Source organism: Rhodospirillales bacterium, assembly GCA_016872535.1.
Classification (GTDB): domain Bacteria; phylum Pseudomonadota; class Alphaproteobacteria; order Rhodospirillales; family 2-12-FULL-67-15; genus 2-12-FULL-67-15.
This window is the reverse complement of sequence record VGZQ01000022.1, coordinates 1-23,228: the sequence shown is the minus strand read 5'-3', so window position 1 is coordinate 23,228 and position 23,228 is coordinate 1. Positions and strand designations below refer to the sequence as shown.

The window sequence follows — 23,228 nt, the reverse complement described above, 5'->3', positions numbered from 1 at the left end:
CGCGCCATGCCGAAACACCCGAGCCCCTCGCGCCCGACCGCCTACGTCAACGCGCGCCTGCTCGATCCGGCGAGCGGGCTCGACGCCCTGGGCGGCCTTTTGGTCGAGGGCGAGAAGATCGCCGCGATCGGCAAGGATCTCTTCCGCGACGGCGCCCGATGGCGCGTCCCCGAGGGCGCGGCCGAGGTCGATTGCCGCGGGCTCTGTCTCGCGCCCGGGCTGGTCGACATGCGCGTTCTTTCCGGCGAACCGGGGGAGGAACACAAGGAAACGCTCGATTCGCTGGGCCACGCGGCGGTCGCCGGCGGCGTCACCAGCCTGGTGTGCCTGCCCAACACCACGCCGGTGATCGACGACATGTCGGTCGCCGAATTCATCGCCCGCCGCGCGCGCAAAGTCGGCATGAGCAAGGCCTACGTCTACGGCGCCGCGACCAAGGGCGCCAAGGGCGTCGAGCTCGCGGAAATGGGCCTCTTGGCCGAGGCCGGCGCGCTCGCCTTCACCGACGGCCTCAACGCCGTCGCCAACGCGCGGGTGATGAAGAACGCGCTCGCCTACGCCTCCAGCTTCGATCTCCTGATCGTCCAGCACGCCGAGGAACCGGCGCTCGCCCAGGGCGGCGCCATGAACGCCGGCGCGCGGGCGACCCGGCTCGGGCTTTCCGGCATTCCGGCCGCGGCCGAGGCGATCATGGTCGAGCGCGACATTCGGCTGGCCGAGATGACCGGCGCGCGGCTGCACTTCGCCCACGTTTCGACCGCCGAATCGCTCGCCGCCATCCGCCGCGCCAAGGACCGCGGCCTCAAGATCACCTGCGACACCGCGCCGCCCTACTTCGCGCTGACCGAGGCCGATGTCGGCGACTACCGCACCTTCGCCAAGCTGTCGCCGCCGCTCCGGAGCGAGGACGACCGCCGCGCCGTCGTCGCCGCGCTCAAGGACGGGACCATCGACGCCGTCGCCTCCGACCACATTCCCGAGGACGAAGAGGTCAAGCGGCTGCCCTTCCCGCAGGCGGCCTTCGGCGGCATCGGGCTCGAAACCCTGCTGCCGATCACCCTCGAACTGGTCCACAACCGCGAGCTCGCGATGCTCGACGCCCTCCGGCTCGTCACCGCCGCCCCGGCCAAGTTGATGCGCCTCGCCGCCGGCGAGTTGGCGGCGGGACGTCCCGCCGATTTCGTCCTGTTCGATCCCGAGCGCGCCTGGCAGGTGGACGCGGACAAGCTCCATTCCAAGTCCAAGAACTCGCCTTTCGACGGCCGCGCCGTGCAGGGCCGCGCGGTCGCCACCTACGTCGACGGCCGCGCGGTATTCGCCGCAGAAAGCGACCGCCGATGACGGCGGCAACCGGCGCGATCGCGCTCGCCGCGGCCGGCGGCTACCTGCTCGGTTCGATTCCGTTCGGCCTGGTGCTGACCAGATTTGCCGGCGTGGGCGACATCCGCCGCGTCGGTTCCGGCAACATCGGCGCGACCAACGTGCTGCGCACCGGGCGCAAGGGCCTCGCCGCCGCGACGCTGATTCTCGACGGCGCCAAGGGCGCGGTCGCCGCGCTCGCGGCGCTCGCGCTTTTCGGGCGCGAGGCGGCGCTCGTCGCCGGCTTCGCCGCCGTCATCGGGCACAATTTTCCGGTCTGGCTCCGCTTCAAGGGCGGCAAGGGAGTGGCGACCAGCCTCGGCACCCTGATCGCCGTCGCCTGGCCGGTCGGGATCGCCGCCTGCGCCACTTGGCTCGCGGTCGCGGCGTTGTTTCGCTTTTCCTCGCTCGCGGCGCTGGCGGCCCTCGGTCTCGCGCCGCTGTACGCCTATCTCATGGGCGACCGGGCGGGCGCGGCGCTGGCCGCCGCCCTCGGCGTGCTCGCCTTCGTCCGCCATCGCCAAAATATTCGCCGCTTGCTCAAGGGCGAAGAACCGCGCATCGGCAAATGATCTCGAAACGCCGGGCGCAACGTGGATGACGTCACCGTATCGTGCAAGGAACAGTTCCCATGAAAAACTTCGCCGCCATCCTCTGTGCCGCCGCCCTCGCCTTTGCCTTCGGTTTCGCCGCCGACGCGGCCAACGCGCAGTCCAGCGCACCGACGCTGTTCGCCCAGGCCCAGGACACCGCCCCGCCCGCCAAGGCCAAAGCCAAGACCACCGCCAAGGCGAAAAAGAAATCGGAAACGAAGGGAAAGGCCGCCGCCAAGGCTAAAAGCGACAGCCCGAAAAAAGCGGCCAAGAAGAAAAAGAAGTCGACGGCTAAAAAAGCCGCGACAAATTCTGAGGCGAATAAGTCCTAATCCTAGACTCCCGCCCCGGCCGATAGGGGCTTCGTCCATGAGTGCGCGAGGGACGGGAACGTTCCGCGTTTACGCCGGATCGCGCATGTCTTCGCCGATCCCCGCTGGAAGATGACCCTCTCCGGTTGGGATCGTGGCCGCCGACCGCCACGCCGGGTCGATGTGACGGGCGATGCGATCGTCGAGATCGCCCCGAAGGCGCTCAACCGCATAGGCGTAGCCGATCTCCACGATCTCGGGCATGGCGTCGAAGCCGAAGATGGCGAATTGCTCGATCGGCGGTACGAAGAGAACGTCCGCCATCTCTTTAGCGCGCTTGCTTAGGCGGTTGCTGCTCAGCGTGGCGGCGCGCACGAGAATTTCGAAGATTCGGGGCACGTCGAGCGATTGGCGAAACGGATTCAGCCTGCGCCAGAGAACCCTCCAGCCCGAAGGTACCTGGTCGATATCCTCCGGCACTTGCATCGCGCTTTGCCGCGATACGTCGATGGCGATCAAGCTCCCCTCGTGGCGTTCGCGCGCCAGATCGACCGGCAAATTGTTGAGAATGCCGCCGTCAACCAACATGTGGCCGTTCCGGAACAGCGGCGGGCCAATCCCCGGAATCGATATGCTGGCTCTCACGCCCTCCCACAAGGAACCCCGGTCGTGAAGAACAAGGTCGGCCGTCGTGAGGTTCACGGAAACGCAAAAGAACGGGATCGGCGTATCTTCCACGTCCCAACCGCGCAGGGCGTTCTTAATCATATTGTGAAGCCGCCGGCCCCGGATGATCGCCAGGGCGGGAAAGGTGTAGTCGGAGAGTGGTCTCCCTTTGACCCATATTTCGTGGCTGATGCGCGCGACATCGTCAAGCGAGTGCCCAACCGCATAGAGCGCGCCGATGATCGATCCCATGCTCGTCCCGCAGATTCGGTCAATGGGCACGCCGGCTTCGCGCAGGGCTTTGAGAACGCCGATCTGCGCGAATCCTCGCGCGCCGCCACCGCCGAGAACGACATTGACGGCGTTGCCGGTCAAAAGCCGCGCCAAACGAGCGAAATCGTCATCGAGCCATGCGCGGACATGATGGTGCTCCCTGGGAGTCCGCGCCTGCAGCCAGCGTCGGGTGTCGCATGGCAGCCGCCATTGTTCAGGATGCAGTAGAACGAGATCGCACCGGGGCGCGAGATCGGGATCCATGCGGGCAAGAAGCGTCTTCTCGGCTTCGTTCAGCCCGGAATCGCCGTTGACCGCGCTCACGACGAGCACCAGGTCCGCCTGCCGAAGGCAAAACTGCGTCCACTCCGTCGATTCATGATCCGCCAAGTAGAGGGCTACCTCGCCCTCAGACTCGTGAGCCGTTGCCTCGCGCGCGGCGCAAATGATCGCCGGCGCGAAATTCGCAAGTTGTCCCCGCAGCATTTCCGCGAACCGGATTACGTCGATTCGGTCGTCCCGAGGCAGAATGGCGATCACTCGGTAGGGGAGCGTCCGTCGCTGTTCGCTCAATCCCTTGCGCAGGCGCTTAATCACCATCCGGGCGACCTGGAGCGCGGCCGCAGGCGACGATTCCATCAACTGCTTGTAGGATTCGCGCGAGAAGCGCACGAGCTCGCAATCGTGCGTGGCGCGAACCGTCGCGGCAGTCAGATCGTTCGTCAGCAGCGACATTTCGCCCACTCCCTCGCCGGGCAGAACATCGCCGACGCGCCGTGACATGCCGTCCTTGCCGGCGACGAAGGCCCGCAACCGGCCGTGAACCAGCAGATAAAAGGCATCTCCCTGCCGTCCTTGCTCGATCAACGTGTCCCCGGTCCGAATGGAAATCAACTGGGGAGGCGGGTCGAGCGCGCGCAAGAGGTTTTCCGGAACGCCGGCCAGAAGGTCCGTTCGCAACAGCCGTTCGATCGCGTTGTGTTGCATTTGCGATTTCGTGCGCGGAGGGATTGCCGGGGGCTCAATCCTCGACAAAAGCCGTCGCGGTCTTCTGGGGCTTGGCTTTCGGGACCAGCAACAACAGCGGCGTGGACAGAACCGCCAGCCACATCAAGAGGGTGAAGTCGTTGAGGAAGGCGATGGTCGCCGCCTGGCGCGTCACCTCGCCGTCGAGCGCGGCGACGCCGGCCGCGGTGCGCCAATCCCACGTTCCCGGAAGCCACGGCCCGTGCAACGCGGCGTGGAAGGGCGTCAGGCCGTTGGCGATCTCCATGTGCGCGACCTGGATGTCCTGCGTCAATAAAGTGACCACGACCGAAATTCCGATGCTACCGCCGATGTTGCGCATCAGGCTGAACATCGCCGTGCCCTCGGTTCGGTAGCGTGGCGCCAATGTCGCAAAAGCCATGGTGCTGAGCGGCACAAAGACAAAGCCCAACCCCAACCCCTGGACGAAGCCGGTCCAGACGATGGTCATGACGGGCACCTCGGCGGTGAAGCCTGATAGTTCCCACAGGGAGAAGGCATTGAAGATCATGCCGAACAGAATTAGAAGCCGCCCGTCGATCTTTCGGGCCGCGCGGCTGACGAGAATTAAGCCAACCATGGTGCCGAGGCCGCGCGGGGCAATGACGTACCCCGTGGTCAGAGCCGGAAAGCCCATCAGATTCTGCAAAAATGGCGGCAGCAGGACGAGCGTTCCGAGATGCACGACGCCGACCACGAAAACCAAGATCAAACCAAAAGCAAAATTGCGGTCCCAGAACAGGCCCGGTTCGAGAAAGGGATGGCGCGTCGTGAACATGTGGACCAGAAACATGTAGAGGAACAGCGCGGCGGCGACCGCTTCGACGACGATTTCGGTTGATGCGAACCAGTCCTGCGACTCGCCGCGGTCAAGCATCAACTGCAGCGCGCCAATGGCGACGCACAGGGCGATGAAACCAAAATAATCGAAGCTGCCGGCCGCATGACGAGGCGTCTCGGGCACGAACGCCAGAATTCCGAGCAGCGCCAGAATTCCGAGGGGCAGATTGATGTAGAAAATCCAACGCCAGTCGTAGAACTCCGTGATGTAGCCGCCGAGCGTTGGCCCGAGGATCGGACCCACCATGACCCCGAGTCCCCACACCGCCATAGCCGAGGCGTGCTTTTCGCGCGGATAGGTATCGAGCAATACGGCCTGCGACAGCGGTACCAGCGCGGCCCCGAACCCACCTTGCAGGACGCGGAAGAGCACGAGTTCGACCAGCGACGAGGCCGCTCCGCACAGCATCGAGGCGACGGTGAACCCCACCACCGCGACGACGAACACGCGCCTGCGCCCGAGCCGCGCGGCCAGCGCTCCGGCCGGGGCGGTCATGATCGCGGTGGCAACGATGTAGGACGTCAGGACCCAGTTGATCTGGTCGCGAGTCGCCGACAGGTTTCCCTGCATCGACGGGAGAGCCACGTTCGCGATGGTGGTGTCCAGCAACGGCATGATCGTCGTCAGCATGATCGAGGCCGTGATGAGGCCGCGGTCGAGGGTGGAGCGCCTGGCAACAGGCACCGTCAACGCTCCTGCACGGTGGCCGCCCGCGTCGTGCGCGATGCGGAGGACCAGCGCAACGCCGTCGCCAGGAAATTCGGGAGCGCGCGGGAAACCCCGGTGTCGATCTCGACGATGGCGCTCATCCCGGCGCGCAGCACCGGCTCGGGTCCGTTCGCCCCGATCGAGACGCGCACCGGGATTCGCTGCACGACCTTGACCCAGTTGCCAGTCGCGTTCTGCGGTGGGATGACCGAAAACTCGGCGCCCGTCGCCGGACTGATACTCTCAACTACGCCCCGCCATTCACGGTCGGGGTACGTGTCGACACGGATCGTCGCCGGCAGCCCGGGCCGGACGTGGGTCAGGTCCGTTTCCTTGAAATTAGCCTCGATCCAAACGCCTCGATCAGCGACGATGCTCATCGCCAGCGAGCCGAGTGGGCCGCCACCGCCGACGTACCGGCCCGGCTCCGGGATATTCCGGGTTACCCCGGCGAAGGGAGCGCGGACGACGGTGCGCTCGAGATCGAGGGCCATACGCTCGCGGGTCGCCCTGGCGGCTTGATAACGCGGATCGACCTCGACGGCGGCCTCTGGATCGCCACTCAACTGGGTCAGAATCTGCTCCAACTCCTGCTCGGCGATGCGGATGCGTTGGCGCGCCACGTCGAGATCATGGCGGACATCTTCAAGCTTTTTCTGCGAGGTCGCATGGGTCGCCAGCAACTTCGACTGGCGCTGGACCTCGTTGCCAGCAAAGGTCGCGTTCGCTTGCGCCAGCCTCAATTCCTCCTGTTTTTGCCGGTAAGCCGCTTTGAAGCCGGCGATTTCGTCGCGCACCCTGGCCAACCGCGCGTCGGCCTCAGCAAGCGCGATGCGGTAAGTGCGATCATCGATGTGGAACAATACGTCGCCTTTGGCCACGCGCTGATTTTCACGCACCAGGACTTCGAGGATCACGCCGGAAACCTCCGCCGAAATCACCACTTTGTCGGCTTTGACGTACGCATTGTCGGTGCTGACGTAGCGTCCGCTCGTGAAATATGCATATCCGGCCGCGGCGGCGACGATGATCGGGCCGAGGGCGAGCAGAATGCGCCGCACGTTGCGCGTGCGGCCGCTCGGTTCGGGGCGGTCGAGTGGGTTCGGCGGCGGTAACGCCGGTTCACTGGGATCGGGCGATGGTTCGGTTTTCTGCGGAGTCATTCGTTCTTCCCCGTTCACCCTTCAGACCGCCGGACAGTCGACCGCGCATACGTCATAGTCCTTGCCCCCATCGACGACCCTCGTCAGGAAACGGCACGCTGACCCACCGCCGCAAGCAAACTGCCCGTGGTCATGTCGAGGCGTTCACACAGCGTAATAGAAAGATTCCATAGCACCCGCGCCGCCACCGCCGGCTTCGACGCCGTTAGCCGTTCAAAGAAATCGCGATCCAACATCAGTAATTCGCTGTCGCCAATCGCGATCACGTCGGCCGTGCGCGGCTGCCGGCGCAAGAGCGCCATCTCGCCGAAGACTTGGCCCCTGCCAAGGGTCGACAAAACGACGAAAGAACCATTACCGGCCGTTCGGCGGACCTCGGCCGCTCCGGACAGCAGCGTGTACATTTCGCTGCCGGCATCGCCCGCGCGCACGATGGCCTCCCCTTCGCGGACACGGATGATGGTTCCCGATCGCACGACATGATCCACTTCGTCCGGTTCAAGCCCGCGCAGCAGCGGGTGGTCCTTCATATAGATGTGGTCGGTCAGATAACTCAAAAAGTCGTCGGTTCCCATCACCCGCGCGCAACTCGGCTGGGCGTACTCGACGAACGTAGAGGTGAACCAACGACCGTGCTCGGAATCGTTGGCGTAATCGGCGGCGAAACGGGCGAGTGGAGAACGCGTGCGCTTCAAGTGTTCGACATCGTCCGCCACCAGGGCCACGGGAATCCTCAATCCCACGTCCGGATCGGCGATGTTCGGTTTGAACCGGCGAAATCCCATGACCTCGTACAGCGCGACCAGCGCCGGCGTGCAATGTACGAAGTCGAGCCAGGCGCCCTTGTCGCGCCCATCGCGGTAGGCCGCTTCGAGCAAATAAGCGAAGGCCTTCGTCTGTCGCCACTCAGGGGCGATTATCAGATGACCAGTGAACACGATCTGTTCGCGCGGCACGCGCGCGAATAGCGTGTTCAGGCCGTAATGCGCCACGTGAATCTCCGGCACCGCCTGCGCGGCCCAGAGGTTGCGCAGGGTGGCGACGATCTCAGCGTCGTTGGCGACGTAGAAAATCGTGCCGAGGCGGTCGAAATCGTCCGTCAACAGCTTGCGCGCATGATCGGCCGCACCCAGTTGCTTGCCCATCTCCTCAACGGAGACACGATAGCGGAGCCGGTAGCATGCTTCCCGCTCCGCCACGCTCGTCGCCGTGCCGAGACGCAAAGTCTTGGTCGAACCGTCGTGGACCTCGTTGCTGGATGAAGACATGCTCCCCCGAGTGCACCGATCTCATATCGCATCTTCTCACACTCTCAGGCCGAGGTTTAGCCGTTCCCAGCGGTCATAATCATTGCCCGACGGTCATAATCGCAGCGCGGGATGAAGAGCTGCGGACAACTTCGAGGCCAGGGGGTGAGACGAGGGGGCTCAACAACCCCCTTGAAAAAGAACAAATCATGAACTATGATGGTGCAATTCCGGGAGTTGGCGAATGGCGAATCAGGCGCCGGGCGGGTCCGGCGGCGGACGAAGCCGGGTCTTGGCGGCGGCGGAAAAGCGGGATTGGCTGCGCCTGATCCGCTCCGAGCGGATCGGCCCGGTCACTTTTTTCCGCCTGCTCGAGCGGTTCGGCTCCGCCGCCAGGGCGCTCGAGCGCCTGCCCGATCTCGCCAAGCGCGGCGGCGGATCGGCGCCCGCCCTCTATCCCGAGGCCGAGGCCGAAGGGGAACTGGAGACCCTCGCCAAGCTGGGCGGCAGTACCGTCGCCGTCGGCGAGCCGGACTATCCGCCGCTGCTCGCCCACGTCGAGGACGCGCCGCCCTTGCTCGCCGTGCTCGGCCATCGCGCGCTCCTGCGGCGCAAGGCGGTCGCCGTGGTCGGCGCGCGCAACGCCACCCTCGGCGGACGGCGTTTCGCGCGCGCCTTGGCCTCCGATCTCGGGCGCGCCGCGTACGTCGTCGTGTCGGGCCTCGCGCGCGGCATCGACGCCGCCGCGCACGAGGGCGCGCTTCAAACCGGCACCGTCGCGGTGCAGGGCGGCGGCGTCGACGTGGTCTATCCGCCGGAGAACGCCGCGCTCCACGACAAAATCCGCGCGCACGGCGCGATCGTTTCGGAAATGGCGTGCGGCACGCAACCGCTCGCGCGCCATTTTCCGCGCCGCAACCGGATCATTTCCGGAATCGCGCGCGGCGTGGTGGTGGTCGAGGCCAGCCCGCAGTCGGGCTCGCTGATCACCGCGCGCTTCGCCCTCGATCAGGGACGCGAGGTGTTCGCGGTGCCGGGCGCGCCGGGCGATCCGCGCGCGCAGGGCACCAACGGCCTCATCCGCCAGGGCGCGGTGCTGACGGAATCGGCGGCCGACGTGATCCAGCACCTCGCGCATTTCGCCGATCGGCAGATCGACGAGCCCGCCCAGCCGTTCGCCGCGCGCGACATGGTTAATGTCGATCACGGCGAGGCCGAGCTGGCGGCGGCGCAAAAAATAATCGTTGAAAATCTGGGCTTTACGCCCCTGCCGGTTGACGAAATCATCCGTAGCTGCCAATTCTCCCCTGCCGTCGTGCTGACCGTTCTGCTCGAATTGGAACTGGCGGGACGACTGGAACGCCATCCCGGCAATCAGGTTTCGCGCCTGCGGGGGGCTTGAAACGAAGTCAACAACAACGGAGTTGCCGGCAGAAGCCGGACAGAAAAACGTATGGACGTCGTCGTCGTCGAATCGCCGGCCAAGGCCAAGACGATCAACAAATACCTCGGGTCCGGCTACAAGGTTCTCGCCAGCTACGGCCATGTGCGCGATCTGCCCTCCAAGGACGGCTCGGTCCGGCCCGAGGACGATTTCGCCATGGACTGGGAGGTGGACGGCCGCGCCCAAAAGCGCCTGCAGGAGATCGCCAGCGCGCTCAAGGGCGCGAAACGCCTCTACCTCGCCACCGACCCCGACCGCGAGGGCGAGGCGATTTCCTGGCACGTGCGCGAGGTGCTGAAGAACAAGAAGGCGCTGGAGGGCGTCGAGGTCCACCGCGTCGTCTTCAACGAAATCACCCAGAGCGCGGTCAAGGCCGCGTTCGAGCACACCCGCGCGCTCGACCGCGAGCTGGTCGACGCCTATCTCGCCCGCCGCGCCCTCGATTACCTGGTCGGGTTCACGCTGTCGCCGGTGCTGTGGCGCAAGCTCCCCGGTTCGCGTTCCGCCGGGCGGGTGCAATCGGTCGCGTTGCGCCTGATCTGCGAGCGCGAGCTGGAAATCGAAAAGTTCGTGCCGCGCGAATACTGGACCGTCGCCGCCGAATTCCGCACCCCCGCGGGAGAGCCGTTCACCGCGTTCCTCACCCACCTCGACGGCGCCAGGCTCGACAAGTTCGCGCTGGCCGACAAGGCGAAGGCCGAGGCCGCGCGCCGCGCCGTCGAATCCGGCCGCTACGCGGTCGCCGCCGTCGAGCGCAAGCAGCAGCGGCGCAACCCGCCGCCGCCCTTCATCACCTCGACCCTGCAGCAGGAAGCCTCGCGCAAGCTCAATCTCGGCGCCAAGCGCACCATGCAGATCGCGCAATCGCTCTACGAGGGCGTCTCCCTCGGCGGCGAGACGGTCGGCCTCATCACCTACATGCGGACCGACGGCGTGCAGATGGCCGACGAGGCGATCCGCGCCTGCCGCAACCTGATCGAGCGCGATTACGGCCGCCAATACGTGCCCGACGCGCCGCGTATATATAAGAGTCGCGCCGCCAACGCCCAGGAGGCGCACGAAGCGATCCGCCCGACCGACCTCGGCCGCCGGCCGGACAGCCTCGCCCGCTTCCTGGACGCCGACCAGCTCAGGCTCTACACCCTGATCTGGAAGCGCACGCTGGCGAGCCAGATGGAAGCCGCGGTCCTCGACCAGGTCGCCGCCGACATCGCCGGCGCCGACGGCAAGACCATCTTGCGCGCCACCGGCTCGACCTTCGCCTTCGACGGCTTCTACCGGCTCTACCACGAGGACCGCGACGACAACGAGACCAACGGCGTCTCCCCCGTGTCCGCCGACGACGACACCGAACGGCGCCTGCCGCCGCTCAAGGAAGGCGCCGCCGCCCAGCTCGGCTCGTGCGCCGCCGAGCAGCATTTCACCCAACCGCCGCCCCGCTACACCGAGGCGAGCCTGGTCAAGAAGCTGGAAGAACTCGGCATCGGCCGTCCCTCGACCTACGCCTCGATCCTGTCGGTCCTGCAGGACCGCAACTACGTCCGCCTGGAGCGCAAGCGCTTCATCCCCGAGGATCGCGGCCGCCTGGTCACCGCGTTCCTGTCCAGCTTCTTCGACCATTACGTCGAATACGGCTTCACCGCCGGCCTCGAGGAAAAGCTCGACGACATCTCCGGCGGCCGGATCGACTGGAAGACGGTGCTGCGCGATTTCTGGAACGAATTCAGCAAGGCGGTCGAGGGCACCCGCGAATTGCGCGTGTCGCAGGTGCTGGACGCGCTCGACGCCTCGCTCGGGCCGCATTTCTTCCCGCCGCGCGCGGACGGCAAGGATCCGCGCGCCTGCCCGGCCTGCGCCAACGGACGGCTGACCTTGAAGCTCGGGCGCTTCGGCGCCTTCATCGGCTGTTCCAACTACCCCGACTGCCGCCACACCCGCCCGCTCGCGGTGCAGAACGGCAACGGCGAAAGCGACGGCGAGCACGCGACGGCGGCGCAAGGACCGAAGCTGCTCGGCCGCGACCCGGCGAGCGGCGAGCCGGTCACGCTGCGCAAGGGGCCCTATGGGTTCTACGTGCAGCTCGGCGAAACCCCCGCCGCCGAGAAGAAAGCCGCGACCAAGGGCGAAAAGAAGGGCAAGAGCGCCGCGCCCAAACCCAAGCGCCAGTCGCTGCCGAAGGGCGTTTCGCCCGCGAGCGTCGACCTCGACCGCGCGCTGCAGCTCCTCAGCCTGCCGCGCGAGGTCTGCCGCCATCCCGACACCAACGAGCCGATCGAGGCGGCGATCGGCCGCTTCGGTCCCTACATCCGCCATCACGGCCATTACGTCTCGCTCAAGGGCGAGGACGACGTGCTGACCATCGGCGCCAATCGCGCGGTCACGCTCCTGGCCGAGGCCGCTCAGCGTTCGTCGGCGCGCACTCTCGGCACCCATCCCGACGACGGCCTGCCGGTGATCGTGCGGCGCGGGCGCTTCGGCGCCTATACCCAGCACGGCAAGACCCGCGCCAACCTGCCCAAGGGAGTGGACATCAAGACCATCGATCTCGACCAGGCGATCGCGCTGCTGGCCGAGCGCGGCAAGACGCCGACCGGAACCGCCTTCGGGCGCGGGCGCAGGCGTCCCAACAGGGGCGCTCCCGCGACCTCGGTCCCGCCCAAGGCCGCGCGCAAGGCGGCGAGCAAGAAATCCGGCGCGCTCGCGTCGTAACCCGTTGGCCAAACCGCCGAAGACTCCCGCGCCGTTTCCCAGCCGCGAGGACATCCTGCGCTTCGTTCGCGCAAGCACCGGCCGCATCGGCAAGCGCGAAATCGCGCGCGCGTTCCGCCTCGATTCCCGCCAGAAGAGCGAATTGCGCCAGGTCCTGAAGGACCTGGAGGGCGAGGGCCAACTCGAACGCCACCGCCGCCGCTACGTCGATCCCGGCCGCCTGCCGGAAACGGCGGTGCTGGTGGTCACCGGCACCGACGCGGACGGCGAACTGATGGCCGAGCCGGTCGCCTGGGCGGGCGCGAGCGCGCCGCCCCGCGTGCGCGTCGCCGAGGATCGCGCCATGCGCCCCGCGCTCGGGCGCGGCGACAAGGTGCTGGCGCGCCTCTCGCGCGAGGCCGACGGCGATTACACGGCGCGCGTCATCCGCCGCCTCGCCCACGCGCCCGCGCGCATCGTCGGCGTGGTGCGCGAACGCGACGGCCGGCGCTGGATCCATTCGGTCGACCGGCGCGACAAGCACGACTTCCTGGTCGAAAGCCGCGACTTGCGCGGCGCCGGCGCGGGCGAGGTGGTGGTGGCCGAGGCCTTCCCCACCCGCCGCCTCGGCCCGCGCCAGGCGCGCGTGGTCGAGCGGCTCGGCCCCTACGGCGGGCCGAAATCGGCGAGCGCGCTCGCCGTCGCCGAGCTCGGCATCCCCGAGGCGTTTTCGGCCAACGCGCTGGCCGAGGCCAAGGCCGCCGGTCCCGCGCCGCTCGACGGGCGCGAGGACTTGCGCGACCTTCCGCTGGTGACCATCGACGGCGCGGACGCGCGCGATTTCGACGACGCGGTGTGGGCGGCGCCCGACGACGACCCCGCCAATCCGGGCGGCTGGGTGCTGGTGGTGGCCATCGCCGACGTCGCCTGGTACGTACGCCCCGGCGGCGCCCTCGACGACGCCGCCTACGAGCGCGGCAATTCCGTTTATTTTCCCGACCGGGTGGTGCCGATGCTGCCCGAGGCCTTGTCCAACGGCTGGTGCTCGCTGAAGCCCGGCGAAGACAGGCCATGCCTCGCCGCGCGCATCTGGATCGACGGCGAAGGCGTGCCGCTCCGGCACCGTTTTGCGCGCGCCATGATGCGTTCCGCCGCGCGCCTCACCTACGAGCAGGTCCAGCAAGCCCATGACGGCATGCCGGACGAAACCACCGCGCCGCTGCTCGACGCCCTGATCCGGCCGCTGTACGGCGCCTACCGGGCCCTCGCCAAGGCGCGCGCCGAGCGGGGTGTCCTCGAACTCGACGTGCCCGAGCGCCGCGTGGTGCTCGACGACGACGGGCGCATCGTCCGGGTCGAGCTGCGCGAGCGCTACGACAGCCACCGGCTGATCGAGGATTTCATGATCGCCGCCAACGTCGCCGCCGCCGAAACCCTCGAACGCATGCGCCAACCGAGCATGTACCGTATCCACGACGAGCCGACGCGCGAAAAGCTCGACGCGCTGCGCGAATTCCTCGACACCATCGGGCTCAGGCTGGTGCGTGGCCAGGTATTGCGCCCGGCGCATTTCAACATCATCCTGGAAAAAGCCCGGCGCACGCCGCACGCCCACATCGTCAACGAGGTGGTGCTGCGTTCCCAGGCCCAGGCCGAATACGCGCCCGAGAACATCGGCCACTTCGGCCTCGGCCTGGTGCGCTACTGCCACTTCACCTCGCCGATCCGCCGCTATTCGGACGTGCTGGTCCACCGCGCGCTGATCCGCGGCCTCAGGCTCGGCGAGGGCGGCCTCGAGGACGCGCACCGCGATTTCCGCCGCATGGGCGAGCATCTGTCGATGACCGAGCGGCGCGCGGCGGAGGCCGAGCGCGACGCGGTCGATCGCCTGACCGCCGCGCATCTTGCCGAACGGGTGGGCGCGAGTTTCGCCGGCAAGGTGCGCGGCGTGACCCGCGCCGGCCTGTTCGTGGCCCTCGACGACACCGGCGCCGACGGGCTGCTGCCCATGTCGCTGCTCGGCCCCGAGCGCTACGTTTTCGACGAACGCCGCCACCGCCTCAAGGGCCAGCGCAGCGGGCGGGAATTCCGCTTGGGCGACCGGCTCAGGGTGCGGTTGCGCGAAGCCGATCCGGTCAGCGGCGGAATCATCTTCGCGCTCGACGGGCACGAAGAGACGGACGGGCGCGATTCCCGGCGCCCCTGGGGCGACCGCGGGCCGCGCCGGCCGGGTTCGGGCGGCCACCGGCGGCCGCGCCGAGGGGGCTGACGCGGCACCGAAAAAGGCGCACAATTACAAAATGTTCCATTGGCGTCGCCCGTCCCGCCGCCTGGCCGCGTTCGCGGCCGTGGCCCTGCTCGCCGGTTGCGCCGGCACCGGGCCGCGCCCGCCCGCGCCGTTTTCCCCCGAGACGGCCGAGGAAGTGTTCACGGTCGGCTTTTCCGGCATCGCGGCGCGCTACATCGAACCGGTGGCGGTCGAAAAACTGACCCTCGACGGCCTGCGCGGGTTCGGCGCCATCGATCCCGCCATGACCGTCACGCGCAAGGGGGACACCGTCGCGATTCTGGCCAGCGGCGGGATCGTCGCCTCCATGCCGCTGCCGACCACCGACGATCCGCAATCGTGGGCGCGGCTGGCGACGGGAATGGCGGTGGCGGCGCGGGCTCATTCCGCCGACATGGCCGCGGCCGACGCGGAGAAAATCTACGAAGCGGTGTTCGACGGCGCGCTGGCCCGGCTCGACGTCTATTCGCGCTACGCCGGCGCGGAGGAGGCCTCGCGCAACCGGGCGCGGCGCGACGGCTACGGCGGCATCGGCCTGCGCTTCAACATCCTCGACGGCGCCGTGCGCGTCACCAGCGTCCTGCCCGACACGCCGGCGGATCGCGCCGGCGTCCGCAAGAACGACCGCATCACCCATATCGGCGATTTGCCCGTCGCCGGCATGGACAACGCCGAAATCTCCAAGCACCTGCGCGGTCCCGTCCACAGCCGCGTGCGTCTCACGGTCGAACGCGAGGGCGAGCAAGCGCCGCTTCGGTTTTCGATCGAGCGCGCCCACATCGTGCCGGCGACCGTCACGACCCAGGTCCGCGACGACGTGCTGCATGTCAAGATTTCCAACTTCAATCAGGAAACGGCGGCCGCGGTCGAAACCGCCGTCCTGAAAAGCAAGCGCGATCTCGGCGCCAAGTTGCGCGGCCTCGTGCTCGATCTGCGCGGCAATCCCGGCGGGATCCTCAAGCAGGCGACCCGCGTCGCGGATCTGTTCCTGGCCCAGGGGCGGATCGTCTCGACTTCCGGCCGGCATCCCGACAGCATGCAGTTCTTCGAAGCCACCGGCGAAGACATCTTCGAAGGCCGCCCGATCGTCGTGCTGATGGACGGAAAATCCGCGTCGGCGGCCGAGATCGTCGCGTCCGCCCTGCAGGACCGGGACCGGGCCCTGGTCGTCGGGACGACGTCCTACGGCAAGGGGACCGTGCAAACCGTCATTCGCCTGCCCAACGACGGCGAGATCACGCTGACCTGGTCGCGCCTGGTGGCGCCGTCCGGTTACGTCCTGCACGGCCTCGGTATCACGCCGAATATCTGCACCAGCGGGCTCGCCCCGGCCGACGAAAAAAGCGTCGCCCAAGCGCTGAAACGGGCCGACAAGGACGCCGCCACCTTGGCGAAATGGCGCCAGGCCGGAACCCCGAACGAGAAGCGGCGCCAGGCGATGCGCACCGCCTGCCCGGCGGAAGCCAACGAAGGCGCCGGGATCGAGCCGGAGGTCGCCGCGCGTCTGCTGCGCGAGCCGGCGGCGTTCCGGCGCGCCCTGGCGCGGTCGGCCACGACCTCCGAAGCGCGGCGTTGACCGCCCCCGCCGGACGGCTTGACAGCCGGAACGGCGGCGTTAAGGTGCGCCGCCCCCGAGAGGGGCGCAGGACATTGACGGACCACACCCCATGGCCAAACCCACCACCATTTTGATCAAGATGGTCAGCACCGCGGACACGGGCTTTTATTACGTGACGCGCAAGAACCCCCGCAGCTCGACCGAAAAGCTCGAAATGAAGAAATACGACCCGGTGGTGCGCAAGCACGTCGTGTTCCGGGAAGCCAAGATCAAGTGATTTTTTGCGTGGTTCCGCCGTCCGCGACCACGACCCGGTTGCGGCCCTGGCGCTTGGCCTCGTACAGCGCCGCGTCCGCCCGCTGAATCAGCGCCTCGGCGCTGTCGCCCGACGCCCGGCTTTGCGCGATTCCGATACTGATGGTGATCGATAGTTTTTCCGCCGCCCCGTCCACGGCGATCGTCGTCGTCGCGACGCGCTCGCGCAGGCGGTCGGCGACGACGGCGGCGATGTCCGAGGTCGTATCCGGCATGACGACCGCGAATTCCTCGCCGCCGTAACGCGCCAAAAGGTCGAAGCCGCGCACGTGGCGCGCGATGATGCCCGCGATTTCGGTGAGCACCGCGTCGCCCGCGGGATGGCCGTGGGTGTCGTTGATGCGCTTGAAATGGTCGATGTCGATCATCAGCAGCGAGGCCGGCTTGCCGCTGGCGGCGGCGCGGCGCATGACCGAAATCAGGTGGGTCGAAAAATAGCGCCGATTGTGCAGCCGGGTCAGCGGATCGATCAGCGCGAGCGACAGGTTCTGGATGAAGTTGCTCTGCAGCCGGTCGTGATACCGCTTGCGGCGGACCTGGGTGCGAATGCGCGCCTTGAATTCGCCTTCGTCCACCGGTCGGAGAATGTAATCGTTGGCGCCGATCTCCAGCCCTTTATTGAACAGCCCGCCGTCGTTTTCGCCGCCGATCAGGACGATCGGGATGTAGCGCATGACTTCCGCCATGCGGCATTGCGACACCAGGCGCAACGATTCCGCCGGCTCGTCGACGGCCAGGCCGACGACGATCACGTCCGGATTGGCGGCGACGATCCGGGGGAGAACCTCGCCGGCGCCGGCGTCGAGCACGACGTGGGCGTGCTCGCCGGCGAGGATGCCGCGCAGGAAATCGCCCTCGGTCCGGCTGGTTTCGATGATGAAAATTCGCCCCCGGCGACCATCGTCGGTCAGGCTCACCGGCGCCGCGAGAAGTCCGAGGCGGGCGGTGATTTCCTCGCGCATCCGCCACTGGTCGACCATGCGCTTGAGCCGGATGGTGGAATTGACCCGCGCCAGCAACGCGGCGTCGTCCACCGGTTTCGCCAGGAAATCGTCGGCGCCGGCCTCGAGCCCGCGGATCCGTTCCGCCGGGTCGGTGAGCGCCGTCACCATGATCACCGGGATGTGGGCGGTGTCGGGATCGCGCTTGAGGCGGCGGCAAACCTCGAACCCGTCCATGCCCGGCATCATGACGTCCAGCAGGATCACGTCCGGGTCGTTGGCCTTGGCCATTTGCAGGGCGGTCGGCCCGTCTTCGGCGACGATCACATCGTAATATTCGGCGACCAGCTTCGCCGCGAGCATGCGCGCGCTGGCGGCGATATCGTCAACGACGAGGATTCGACCCGGCACCGACCAGCCACCCTCGTTGCATGCCCTATCCGAAAAACTTCGCGACCGTTTCCAGGAAAATCGGGACGGAAATGGGCTTGGACAAATAGCCGTCGCAGCCGCTTTCCATGATTTTGTCCTGATCGCCCTTCATCGCGAACGCGGTCACGGCGAGGACCGGGATTTCCTTCAGCGCCGGGTCGGATTTGATCTGCCTGGTCAACTCGACGCCCGAAACGCCGGGAAGTTGGATATCCATGATGATGAGGTTGGGATGGTGCTGGCGGACCTGCCTCACGACATCCTTGCCGTCCATGACTTGGACGGTTTCATAGCCCTGAGCCTGCAACAAATCGTTGAACAACTTCATGTTCAACTCGTTATCCTCGACGATCATGACTTTTTTCATGGCGAACCGTCCCCGACCGACGAAGCGACAAAAGGCCGCGCCCGAAACGCCATTGTCGCATTCGACGCGATCATGTCAAACGCCAAACCGGGGATTTCGACGACCGGTCATTCGCCCCGGACGGTTTCCGCCATGCGGGCGAGCCGGGCCACGTCCTTGACCACGAGGGCGTTCTTGGTCCGCACCACGATTCCCTGGCGGGTCAAATCGCCGAGCACCCGGGCAACCGTTTCGCGGGTGGTGCTGACCCGGCTCGCCAGCTGGCCGTGGACCGGAATGGGGGAGATGCTGGCCTCGTTCGGCCCGCTCATGCTGGCGCGCGCCTCGCGCAGGAGTTCGGCGAACACGCGGTTGTTGGCCGCGAGCGTGCTGAGATTCATGATGCGCTCGGTCGAATGCCGCACCATGGAGGCCAATCGTTCCATCACGCTGTAACCGAGCTTGGGGTGCGTTTCCACCAACTCGCGGAACTGCGCGCGCGTGAGCGTCGCGATCAGCGTCGGCGTGAGCGACATGACGTTGGCCGATCGCGGGCGGCCGTCGATCGCCGCCAGTTCGCCGAAATACTCGCCGGCGACGATATCGTCGAGCGTGATTTCGCGTCCCGAGGCGGAATAGTTGACGACCCGCACGCGCCCCTCGACCACGAAACAGAGATCGCTGCTGTCGCCTTCGCGGTCGATGATCTGTTCCTCGGCGCCGTAGCGCCGCCATCGGCACAATTTTTCGACCCGCTGGCGTTCGCCGACCGTCAGGTCCTTGAGCAACGCGATTCCCGCCAATGTTCCCGGTTCGGGCCCCTGCGCCATGTCGCGATCTTCCGCAATTCCGTGCGCGGCGGGCCCCCCTGGGCCTGCCCCAACGCCACACGCCCTAGTTTTAAGGTAGCGCCCCGGTTTTGACTAGGCCGCGCCCCGCCACGATACCGCATGACAACGCGGAAGGCCGATTCTAAGGTTTTCCCGTCAACCCGCGCTTGGCGCGGACATTCGGACGATTAACGTGAACGTATCTTCTTCCGGCTCCGGAACGGACTCGAATGCGCCGCCGCCCACCGTCGCGGTGGTCGTGCCGTGTTATCGGGAAACGGAGAACATTCTCGACGTGCTCGGGCGCATCGGCCCGGAGGTCGCCCGCGTGGTCGTGGTCGACGACGCATGCCCCGACGGCACCGGCCGGTCGGTCCGGGAACGCTGCCGCGATCCGCGCGTCGAGGTCGTCGCCCACGACGCCAACCAGGGCGTCGGCGGCGCGACTCTCACCGGGTATCGCCGCGCCCTCGCGGCCGGCGCCGACATCATCGTCAAAATGGACGGCGACGGCCAGATGGACCCGGCGTTGATCCCGAGCCTGATCCGTCCCCTGGTCGAGGGCCGCGCGGATTACGCCAAGGGCAACCGATTTCACCATCTCGACGGGCTCGCGGCGATGCCGCGCCCGCGGCTGATCGGCAACCTGGCGCTGTCGTTCGCAAGCAAGTTCTCGAGCGGGTACTGGGACCTGTTCGATCCGACCAACGGGTTCACGGCGATCCGGGCGCAAGTCGTCCGCGCGCTGCCGCTGGACAGGATCAGCCGGTCCTACTTCTTCGAATCCGACATGCTGTTTCATCTCTATGTGCTGCGCGCGGCGGTTGTCGATGTGCCGATGCGGGCGCGTTACGGATCCGAGCGGAGCAGCCTTCGCATTTCGCGGGTGATCGGCGAGTTCGCCTGGAAGCACTGCCGCAACGCCTGTCTCCGAATTTTCTATACTTATTATCTCAGGGACTTTTCCATCGCCTCGCTCGAATTGGCGGGCGCCTTTATCTTGCTTGCGTTCGGCGTCGGATTCGGAATTTGGCAGTGGAGCGCCAGCGTCGCGTCGGGCGTGCCGGCGACGGCGGGGACGGTCCTGGTCGCGGCGCTGCCCGTGATTCTCGGCTTTCAGCTGCTGCTTGCCTTCCTGCAATTCGACGTCGACAACGTGCCCCGCCGGCCCATCCACCCCGATTTGCCCGTTTTCCCCGGTGCGTAGGACGGCCGCCGCGCGCGCCCGGAAAATCGGCAAGGAGTTGTTGACAGAACTTGGGCGGGAAATGATGATTTGGCGGTACTCCCCGGCGATGAACCCGCGAGTCCCGTCAATGAAATTCGGAGCGTTTCCGCGCGCGCTTGCCCGGCCCACGGTCCTCGCCGTGCTGGTCGGTGCGGCCCTGCTGTCCTTCGCCGCATTCGCGCAGGACAAGGCGCCGGCCGAAGCGGGCGGTGCCGGCCCAGCGGCACCCGCCGTGGTCAACGCGGTCAGCTTCCAGCCCTTGCCCGAACGCGCGGTCTTCGCCGTCCGTCCCCTCGACAACTCCGACGCCAACCTGCGGCTCAAGGTCGCGATCGAGGAGGCGTTGCGCGCGCGGGGATTCGGCGTGGCCAAGGAATCGTCCCTGATCTTGAGTTTCGACACCCGCGACGAAGTCGGCGTGTGGACGGATTCCGGTCGCCGCACCATTCTGGAGCTGCAGGCCCAGGGCGGACGCGACGGCGGCGAATACGCGCACGCCAAGGTCAACGTGTTCGACAGCGCCAGCGGCGGTTTGCTCAACGAAGGCCGCGGCGGTACGTCGATCGCCACGCCCAGCACCTACCGCATCGACGCCACCATCGACGACCGGACCAACGGGCGGCGATTGTGGCAGGGATGGGCGATCGCCAACCTGTCCCACGGCGACCGGACCGAGCTTGACCGGGCCATGATCCCGGCCATCGTCCAGAACGTCGGCCGTTCGGTCACGCGCCAGCCGTTCGAGTTGAAATAGTCCATTCGGCCGCGCGCGCGGCCGCGGGCGGCCCATCGCCATGACCGATAACATCGCGGACAAGAGCCTATTGCCGGCCGGAATACGGGACGTGCTTCCTCCCGACGCGACGTTCGAGGCCGAAGCGGTCGGTCGTCTGATCGATCGCTTCGCGCTGCACGGTTACGAGCGCGTCAAGCCGCCGTTGCTCGAGTTCGAGGAAACCCTGCTCGCCGGCAACGGCGCGGCCCTCGGCGACCAGACGTTTCGCCTGATGGACCCGGAATCGCGACGGATGATGGCGCTGCGCCCGGACATGACCCTTCAAGTCGCGCGCATCGCCGCGACCCGGCTCGGACGCCGGGCACGGCCCTTGCGCCTCTGCTACTCCGGCCAAGTCCTGCGCGTGAAAGGTACCCAGTTGCGGCCCGAGCGCCAGTTCGGCCAAGTCGGCGCCGAACTGATCGGCGCCGCGAGCGCCGCGGCGGACGTTGAGGTCATCCTGATGGGAATCGAGGCCTTGATCGACGCCGGCGTGCAACGCCTCGGCGTCGACATCGGCATGCCGACCCTGGTGCCGGCCCTTCTTGCCGAGCGCAAGATCGCGCCGGTATCGCTCGACCGGCTGCGCCTGGCGCTCGACCGCAAGGACGCCGCCGCCGTCGCCGAGCTCGGACCCTCGCTCGGCGCCGGGCCCGGCGGCAATCTCGGCGAGACGCTCAGCCGCATGCTCGTGTCGGCCGGCCCGGCGGCGAATGCGCTCGTCGCGCTCGCCGACCTCGACCTGCCGCCGGCCGCGGCCGCGGCGCGCGCGGACCTGATCGACGTCGTCGGTCGCGTCGCCGACGGGCTCGCCGTCCTCGACGCCGGCCACGTGACGCTGACCGTGGACCCGGTGGAAAATCGGGGCTTCGGCTACCATACCGGCGTCGGCTTCACTTTCTTCGCCGGCGGGGTTCGCGGCGAGCTGGGCAGCGGCGGGCGCTACCGCACGGGCGGCAACCCGATGAACGGCTTGGCGAACGGCGAGCCGGCGACCGGACTGACGTTGTTCACCGACACGCTTCTCGCCGCCCTGCCCCGGCCCGATCGCGGACGGAGGGTATACGTGCCGCTCGGCGTTTCGGCCGCCGTCGCCCGCCGACTGCGCGGGGAAGGATGGGCGACGGTCGCGGCGCTCGGCGCCGACGCCGATCCGGTCGCGGCGGCCCGAGCGATGGGCTGCGGCCACATCTGGGATACCGGCAAGTCCGCCCCGGTCGAAATTTCACGCTCACCCTGAGACAGATGGACGAGGAACCCTAACCATGGCCAACGTGGTGGTCGTCGGATCCCAATGGGGCGACGAAGGCAAAGGCAAGATCGTGGATTGGCTCTCGGAGCGGGCCGACGTCGTCGTCCGCTTCCAAGGCGGCCACAACGCCGGACACACGTTGGTCATCGACGGCGTGACCTACAAGCTCAGCCTTCTTCCGTCCGGCATCGTCCGCAAGGGCCGCCTGTCCATCATCGGCAACGGCGTGGTTCTCGACCCGTGGGCCCTGCTTGCGGAAATCGAGACGGTTCGCAAACTGAACGTCGAGGTTTCGCCGCGCAACCTGGTCGTGGCCGAAAACGCGCCTCTCATCCTGCCCTTGCACCGCGAGCTCGATCTCGCGCGCGAAAAATCCGCCGGCGCGGGAAAGATCGGCACCACCGGCCGCGGCATCGGCCCGGCCTACGAGGACAAGGTCGCGCGGCGCGCGATCCGGCTCGGCGATCTCGCCGACCCCGAATTCCTCGGCGCGCGCGTCGATTCCCTGCTCGCGCACCACAACGCGCTGCTGCGCGGGCTCGGCCTGCCGGAGGCCAAGCGCGACGTGTTGATGCGCGAGCTGCTCGAGGTGGCGCCCAAGGTGCTGCCGTTCGCCGGCACGGTCTGGAAACGGCTCGACGACCTGCGCCGCGCCGGCAAGCGGATCCTGTACGAGGGCGCCCAGGGCACCTTGCTGGACATCGACCACGGCACGTATCCCTACGTCACCTCTTCCAACACCGTGGCCGCCCAAGCGGCGGTCGGATCGGGACAGGGGCCCGGAGCGGTCGACTACGTTCTCGGCATCACCAAGGCCTATACCACCCGTGTCGGCAGCGGGCCGTTCCCGACCGAGCTGACCGACGAGATCGGGCGGACGCTCGGCGAACGCGGACGCGAATTCGGAACCGTTACCGGCCGCCCGCGGCGCTGCGGCTGGTTCGA

At 67.4% G+C, this 23,228-nt stretch carries 19 protein-coding genes; 12 read left to right on the top strand and 7 right to left on the bottom strand.

From position 1 onward, the window contains the following. Positions 1-6 precede the first annotated feature (6 nt). Genes FJ311_06185 through FJ311_06175 form a run of 3 tightly spaced genes read left to right on the top strand, consistent with a single transcriptional unit; the run spans position 7 to position 2,284 of the window. Complete coding sequence (locus tag FJ311_06185; protein ID MBM3951025.1) at positions 7-1,341, top strand: amidohydrolase family protein; 1,335 nt, start codon at positions 7-9, stop codon at positions 1,339-1,341. Then, entirely contained in the window at positions 1,338-1,931 is a 594-nt protein-coding gene (plsY, locus tag FJ311_06180; protein ID MBM3951024.1) for a glycerol-3-phosphate 1-O-acyltransferase PlsY, read from the top strand. Before FJ311_06185 ends, plsY begins: the two co-directional genes overlap by 4 nt. 59 nt (positions 1,932-1,990) lie before the next feature. Further along, positions 1,991-2,284 (top strand): hypothetical protein, encoded by a 294-nt coding sequence (locus FJ311_06175; GenBank protein MBM3951023.1) that lies wholly within the window; start codon positions 1,991-1,993, stop codon positions 2,282-2,284. A gap of 69 nt (positions 2,285-2,353) precedes the next feature. On the opposite strand, the gene FJ311_06170 is transcribed toward FJ311_06175, so the two are convergent. The 4 genes from FJ311_06170 to FJ311_06155 all read right to left on the bottom strand — a co-directional run bounded on the left by FJ311_06170 (position 2,354) and on the right by FJ311_06155 (position 8,208). Next, positions 2,354-4,189, bottom strand: coding sequence for a cyclic nucleotide-binding domain-containing protein (locus FJ311_06170; protein MBM3951022.1), 1,836 nt, complete (start codon positions 4,187-4,189; stop codon positions 2,354-2,356). 34 nt (positions 4,190-4,223) lie between these two features. Then, positions 4,224-5,699, bottom strand: a complete 1,476-nt coding sequence (locus tag FJ311_06165; GenBank protein MBM3951021.1) for a DHA2 family efflux MFS transporter permease subunit — start codon at positions 5,697-5,699, stop codon at positions 4,224-4,226. A 56-nt stretch (positions 5,700-5,755) separates the two neighbouring features. Beyond that, entirely contained in the window at positions 5,756-6,940 is a 1,185-nt protein-coding gene (locus tag FJ311_06160) for an HlyD family secretion protein (GenBank protein MBM3951020.1), read from the bottom strand. Between the two features lie 83 nt (positions 6,941-7,023). After that, complete coding sequence (locus FJ311_06155; protein ID MBM3951019.1) at positions 7,024-8,208, bottom strand: cyclic nucleotide-binding domain-containing protein; 1,185 nt, start codon at positions 8,206-8,208, stop codon at positions 7,024-7,026. A gap of 223 nt (positions 8,209-8,431) precedes the next feature. Between FJ311_06155 and dprA the strand changes: the two genes are divergently transcribed. From dprA to rpmG, 5 genes are all read left to right on the top strand, one after another. Continuing rightward, positions 8,432-9,589 (top strand): DNA-protecting protein DprA, encoded by a 1,158-nt coding sequence (dprA, locus tag FJ311_06150; GenBank protein ID MBM3951018.1) that lies wholly within the window; start codon positions 8,432-8,434, stop codon positions 9,587-9,589. Positions 9,590-9,640: 51 nt separating this feature from the next. After that, on the top strand, positions 9,641-12,340 hold the full coding sequence (gene topA / locus FJ311_06145) for a type I DNA topoisomerase (GenBank protein ID MBM3951017.1): 2,700 nt from the start codon (positions 9,641-9,643) through the stop codon (positions 12,338-12,340). A gap of 4 nt (positions 12,341-12,344) precedes the next feature. Beyond that, entirely contained in the window at positions 12,345-14,588 is a 2,244-nt protein-coding gene (rnr, locus tag FJ311_06140) for a ribonuclease R (GenBank protein MBM3951016.1), read from the top strand. Positions 14,589-14,619: 31 nt separating this feature from the next. Beyond that, positions 14,620-16,182, top strand: a complete 1,563-nt coding sequence (locus FJ311_06135; GenBank protein MBM3951015.1) for a S41 family peptidase — start codon at positions 14,620-14,622, stop codon at positions 16,180-16,182. A 91-nt stretch (positions 16,183-16,273) separates the two neighbouring features. Further along, positions 16,274-16,441: a 50S ribosomal protein L33 gene (rpmG, locus tag FJ311_06130; protein ID MBM3951014.1), complete on the top strand. Its 168-nt coding sequence runs from the start codon at positions 16,274-16,276 to the stop codon at positions 16,439-16,441. Here rpmG and FJ311_06125 read toward each other — a convergent pair. From FJ311_06125 to FJ311_06115, 3 genes are all read right to left on the bottom strand, one after another. After that, a complete protein-coding gene (locus FJ311_06125; GenBank protein ID MBM3951013.1) occupies positions 16,434-17,831 on the bottom strand; it encodes a PleD family two-component system response regulator in 1,398 nt (465 codons plus the stop codon). The genes rpmG and FJ311_06125 overlap by 8 nt on opposite strands. 25 nt (positions 17,832-17,856) lie before the next feature. Continuing rightward, on the bottom strand, positions 17,857-18,219 hold the full coding sequence (locus FJ311_06120; GenBank protein MBM3951012.1) for a response regulator: 363 nt from the start codon (positions 18,217-18,219) through the stop codon (positions 17,857-17,859). Between the two features lie 107 nt (positions 18,220-18,326). Continuing rightward, a complete protein-coding gene (locus FJ311_06115) occupies positions 18,327-19,028 on the bottom strand; it encodes a Crp/Fnr family transcriptional regulator (GenBank protein ID MBM3951011.1) in 702 nt (233 codons plus the stop codon). Positions 19,029-19,215: 187 nt separating this feature from the next. On the opposite strand from FJ311_06115, the gene FJ311_06110 reads away from it, so the two are divergent. From FJ311_06110 to FJ311_06095, 4 genes are all read left to right on the top strand, one after another. Then, on the top strand, positions 19,216-20,235 hold the full coding sequence (locus FJ311_06110) for a glycosyltransferase (GenBank protein MBM3951010.1): 1,020 nt from the start codon (positions 19,216-19,218) through the stop codon (positions 20,233-20,235). A 109-nt stretch (positions 20,236-20,344) separates the two neighbouring features. Next, the gene (locus FJ311_06105; protein ID MBM3951009.1) at positions 20,345-21,010 is read left to right on the top strand and encodes a DUF4136 domain-containing protein; all 666 of its coding nucleotides are present in this window, start codon (positions 20,345-20,347) and stop codon (positions 21,008-21,010) included. A 40-nt stretch (positions 21,011-21,050) separates the two neighbouring features. After that, positions 21,051-22,271: an ATP phosphoribosyltransferase regulatory subunit gene (locus tag FJ311_06100; protein ID MBM3951008.1), complete on the top strand. Its 1,221-nt coding sequence runs from the start codon at positions 21,051-21,053 to the stop codon at positions 22,269-22,271. A gap of 25 nt (positions 22,272-22,296) precedes the next feature. Continuing rightward, positions 22,297-23,228, top strand: a 932-nt coding sequence (locus tag FJ311_06095; protein ID MBM3951007.1) for an adenylosuccinate synthase, incomplete at its 3' end; no start/stop codon positions are given.

Excerpts from the sequence above, each read along its gene's own strand:
- FJ311_06185 (MBM3951025.1), top strand. The coding sequence starts at position 7 with ATGCCGAAACACCCGAGCCCCTCGCGCCCGACCGCCTACGTCAACGCG.
- plsY (MBM3951024.1), top strand. The coding sequence starts at position 1,338 with ATGACGGCGGCAACCGGCGCGATCGCGCTCGCCGCGGCCGGCGGCTAC.
- FJ311_06175 (MBM3951023.1), top strand. The coding sequence starts at position 1,991 with ATGAAAAACTTCGCCGCCATCCTCTGTGCCGCCGCCCTCGCCTTTGCC.
- FJ311_06170 (MBM3951022.1), bottom strand. The coding sequence starts at position 4,189 with ATGCAACACAACGCGATCGAACGGCTGTTGCGAACGGACCTTCTGGCC.
- FJ311_06165 (MBM3951021.1), bottom strand. The coding sequence starts at position 5,699 with ATGCTGACGACGATCATGCCGTTGCTGGACACCACCATCGCGAACGTG.
- FJ311_06160 (MBM3951020.1), bottom strand. The coding sequence starts at position 6,940 with ATGACTCCGCAGAAAACCGAACCATCGCCCGATCCCAGTGAACCGGCG.
- FJ311_06155 (MBM3951019.1), bottom strand. The coding sequence starts at position 8,208 with ATGTCTTCATCCAGCAACGAGGTCCACGACGGTTCGACCAAGACTTTG.
- dprA (MBM3951018.1), top strand. The coding sequence starts at position 8,432 with ATGGCGAATCAGGCGCCGGGCGGGTCCGGCGGCGGACGAAGCCGGGTC.
- topA (MBM3951017.1), top strand. The coding sequence starts at position 9,641 with ATGGACGTCGTCGTCGTCGAATCGCCGGCCAAGGCCAAGACGATCAAC.
- FJ311_06135 (MBM3951015.1), top strand. The coding sequence starts at position 14,620 with ATGTTCCATTGGCGTCGCCCGTCCCGCCGCCTGGCCGCGTTCGCGGCC.
- rpmG (MBM3951014.1), top strand. The coding sequence starts at position 16,274 with ATGGCCAAACCCACCACCATTTTGATCAAGATGGTCAGCACCGCGGAC.
- FJ311_06120 (MBM3951012.1), bottom strand. The coding sequence starts at position 18,219 with ATGAAAAAAGTCATGATCGTCGAGGATAACGAGTTGAACATGAAGTTG.
- FJ311_06115 (MBM3951011.1), bottom strand. The coding sequence starts at position 19,028 with ATGGCGCAGGGGCCCGAACCGGGAACATTGGCGGGAATCGCGTTGCTC.
- FJ311_06105 (MBM3951009.1), top strand. The coding sequence starts at position 20,345 with ATGAAATTCGGAGCGTTTCCGCGCGCGCTTGCCCGGCCCACGGTCCTC.
- FJ311_06100 (MBM3951008.1), top strand. The coding sequence starts at position 21,051 with ATGACCGATAACATCGCGGACAAGAGCCTATTGCCGGCCGGAATACGG.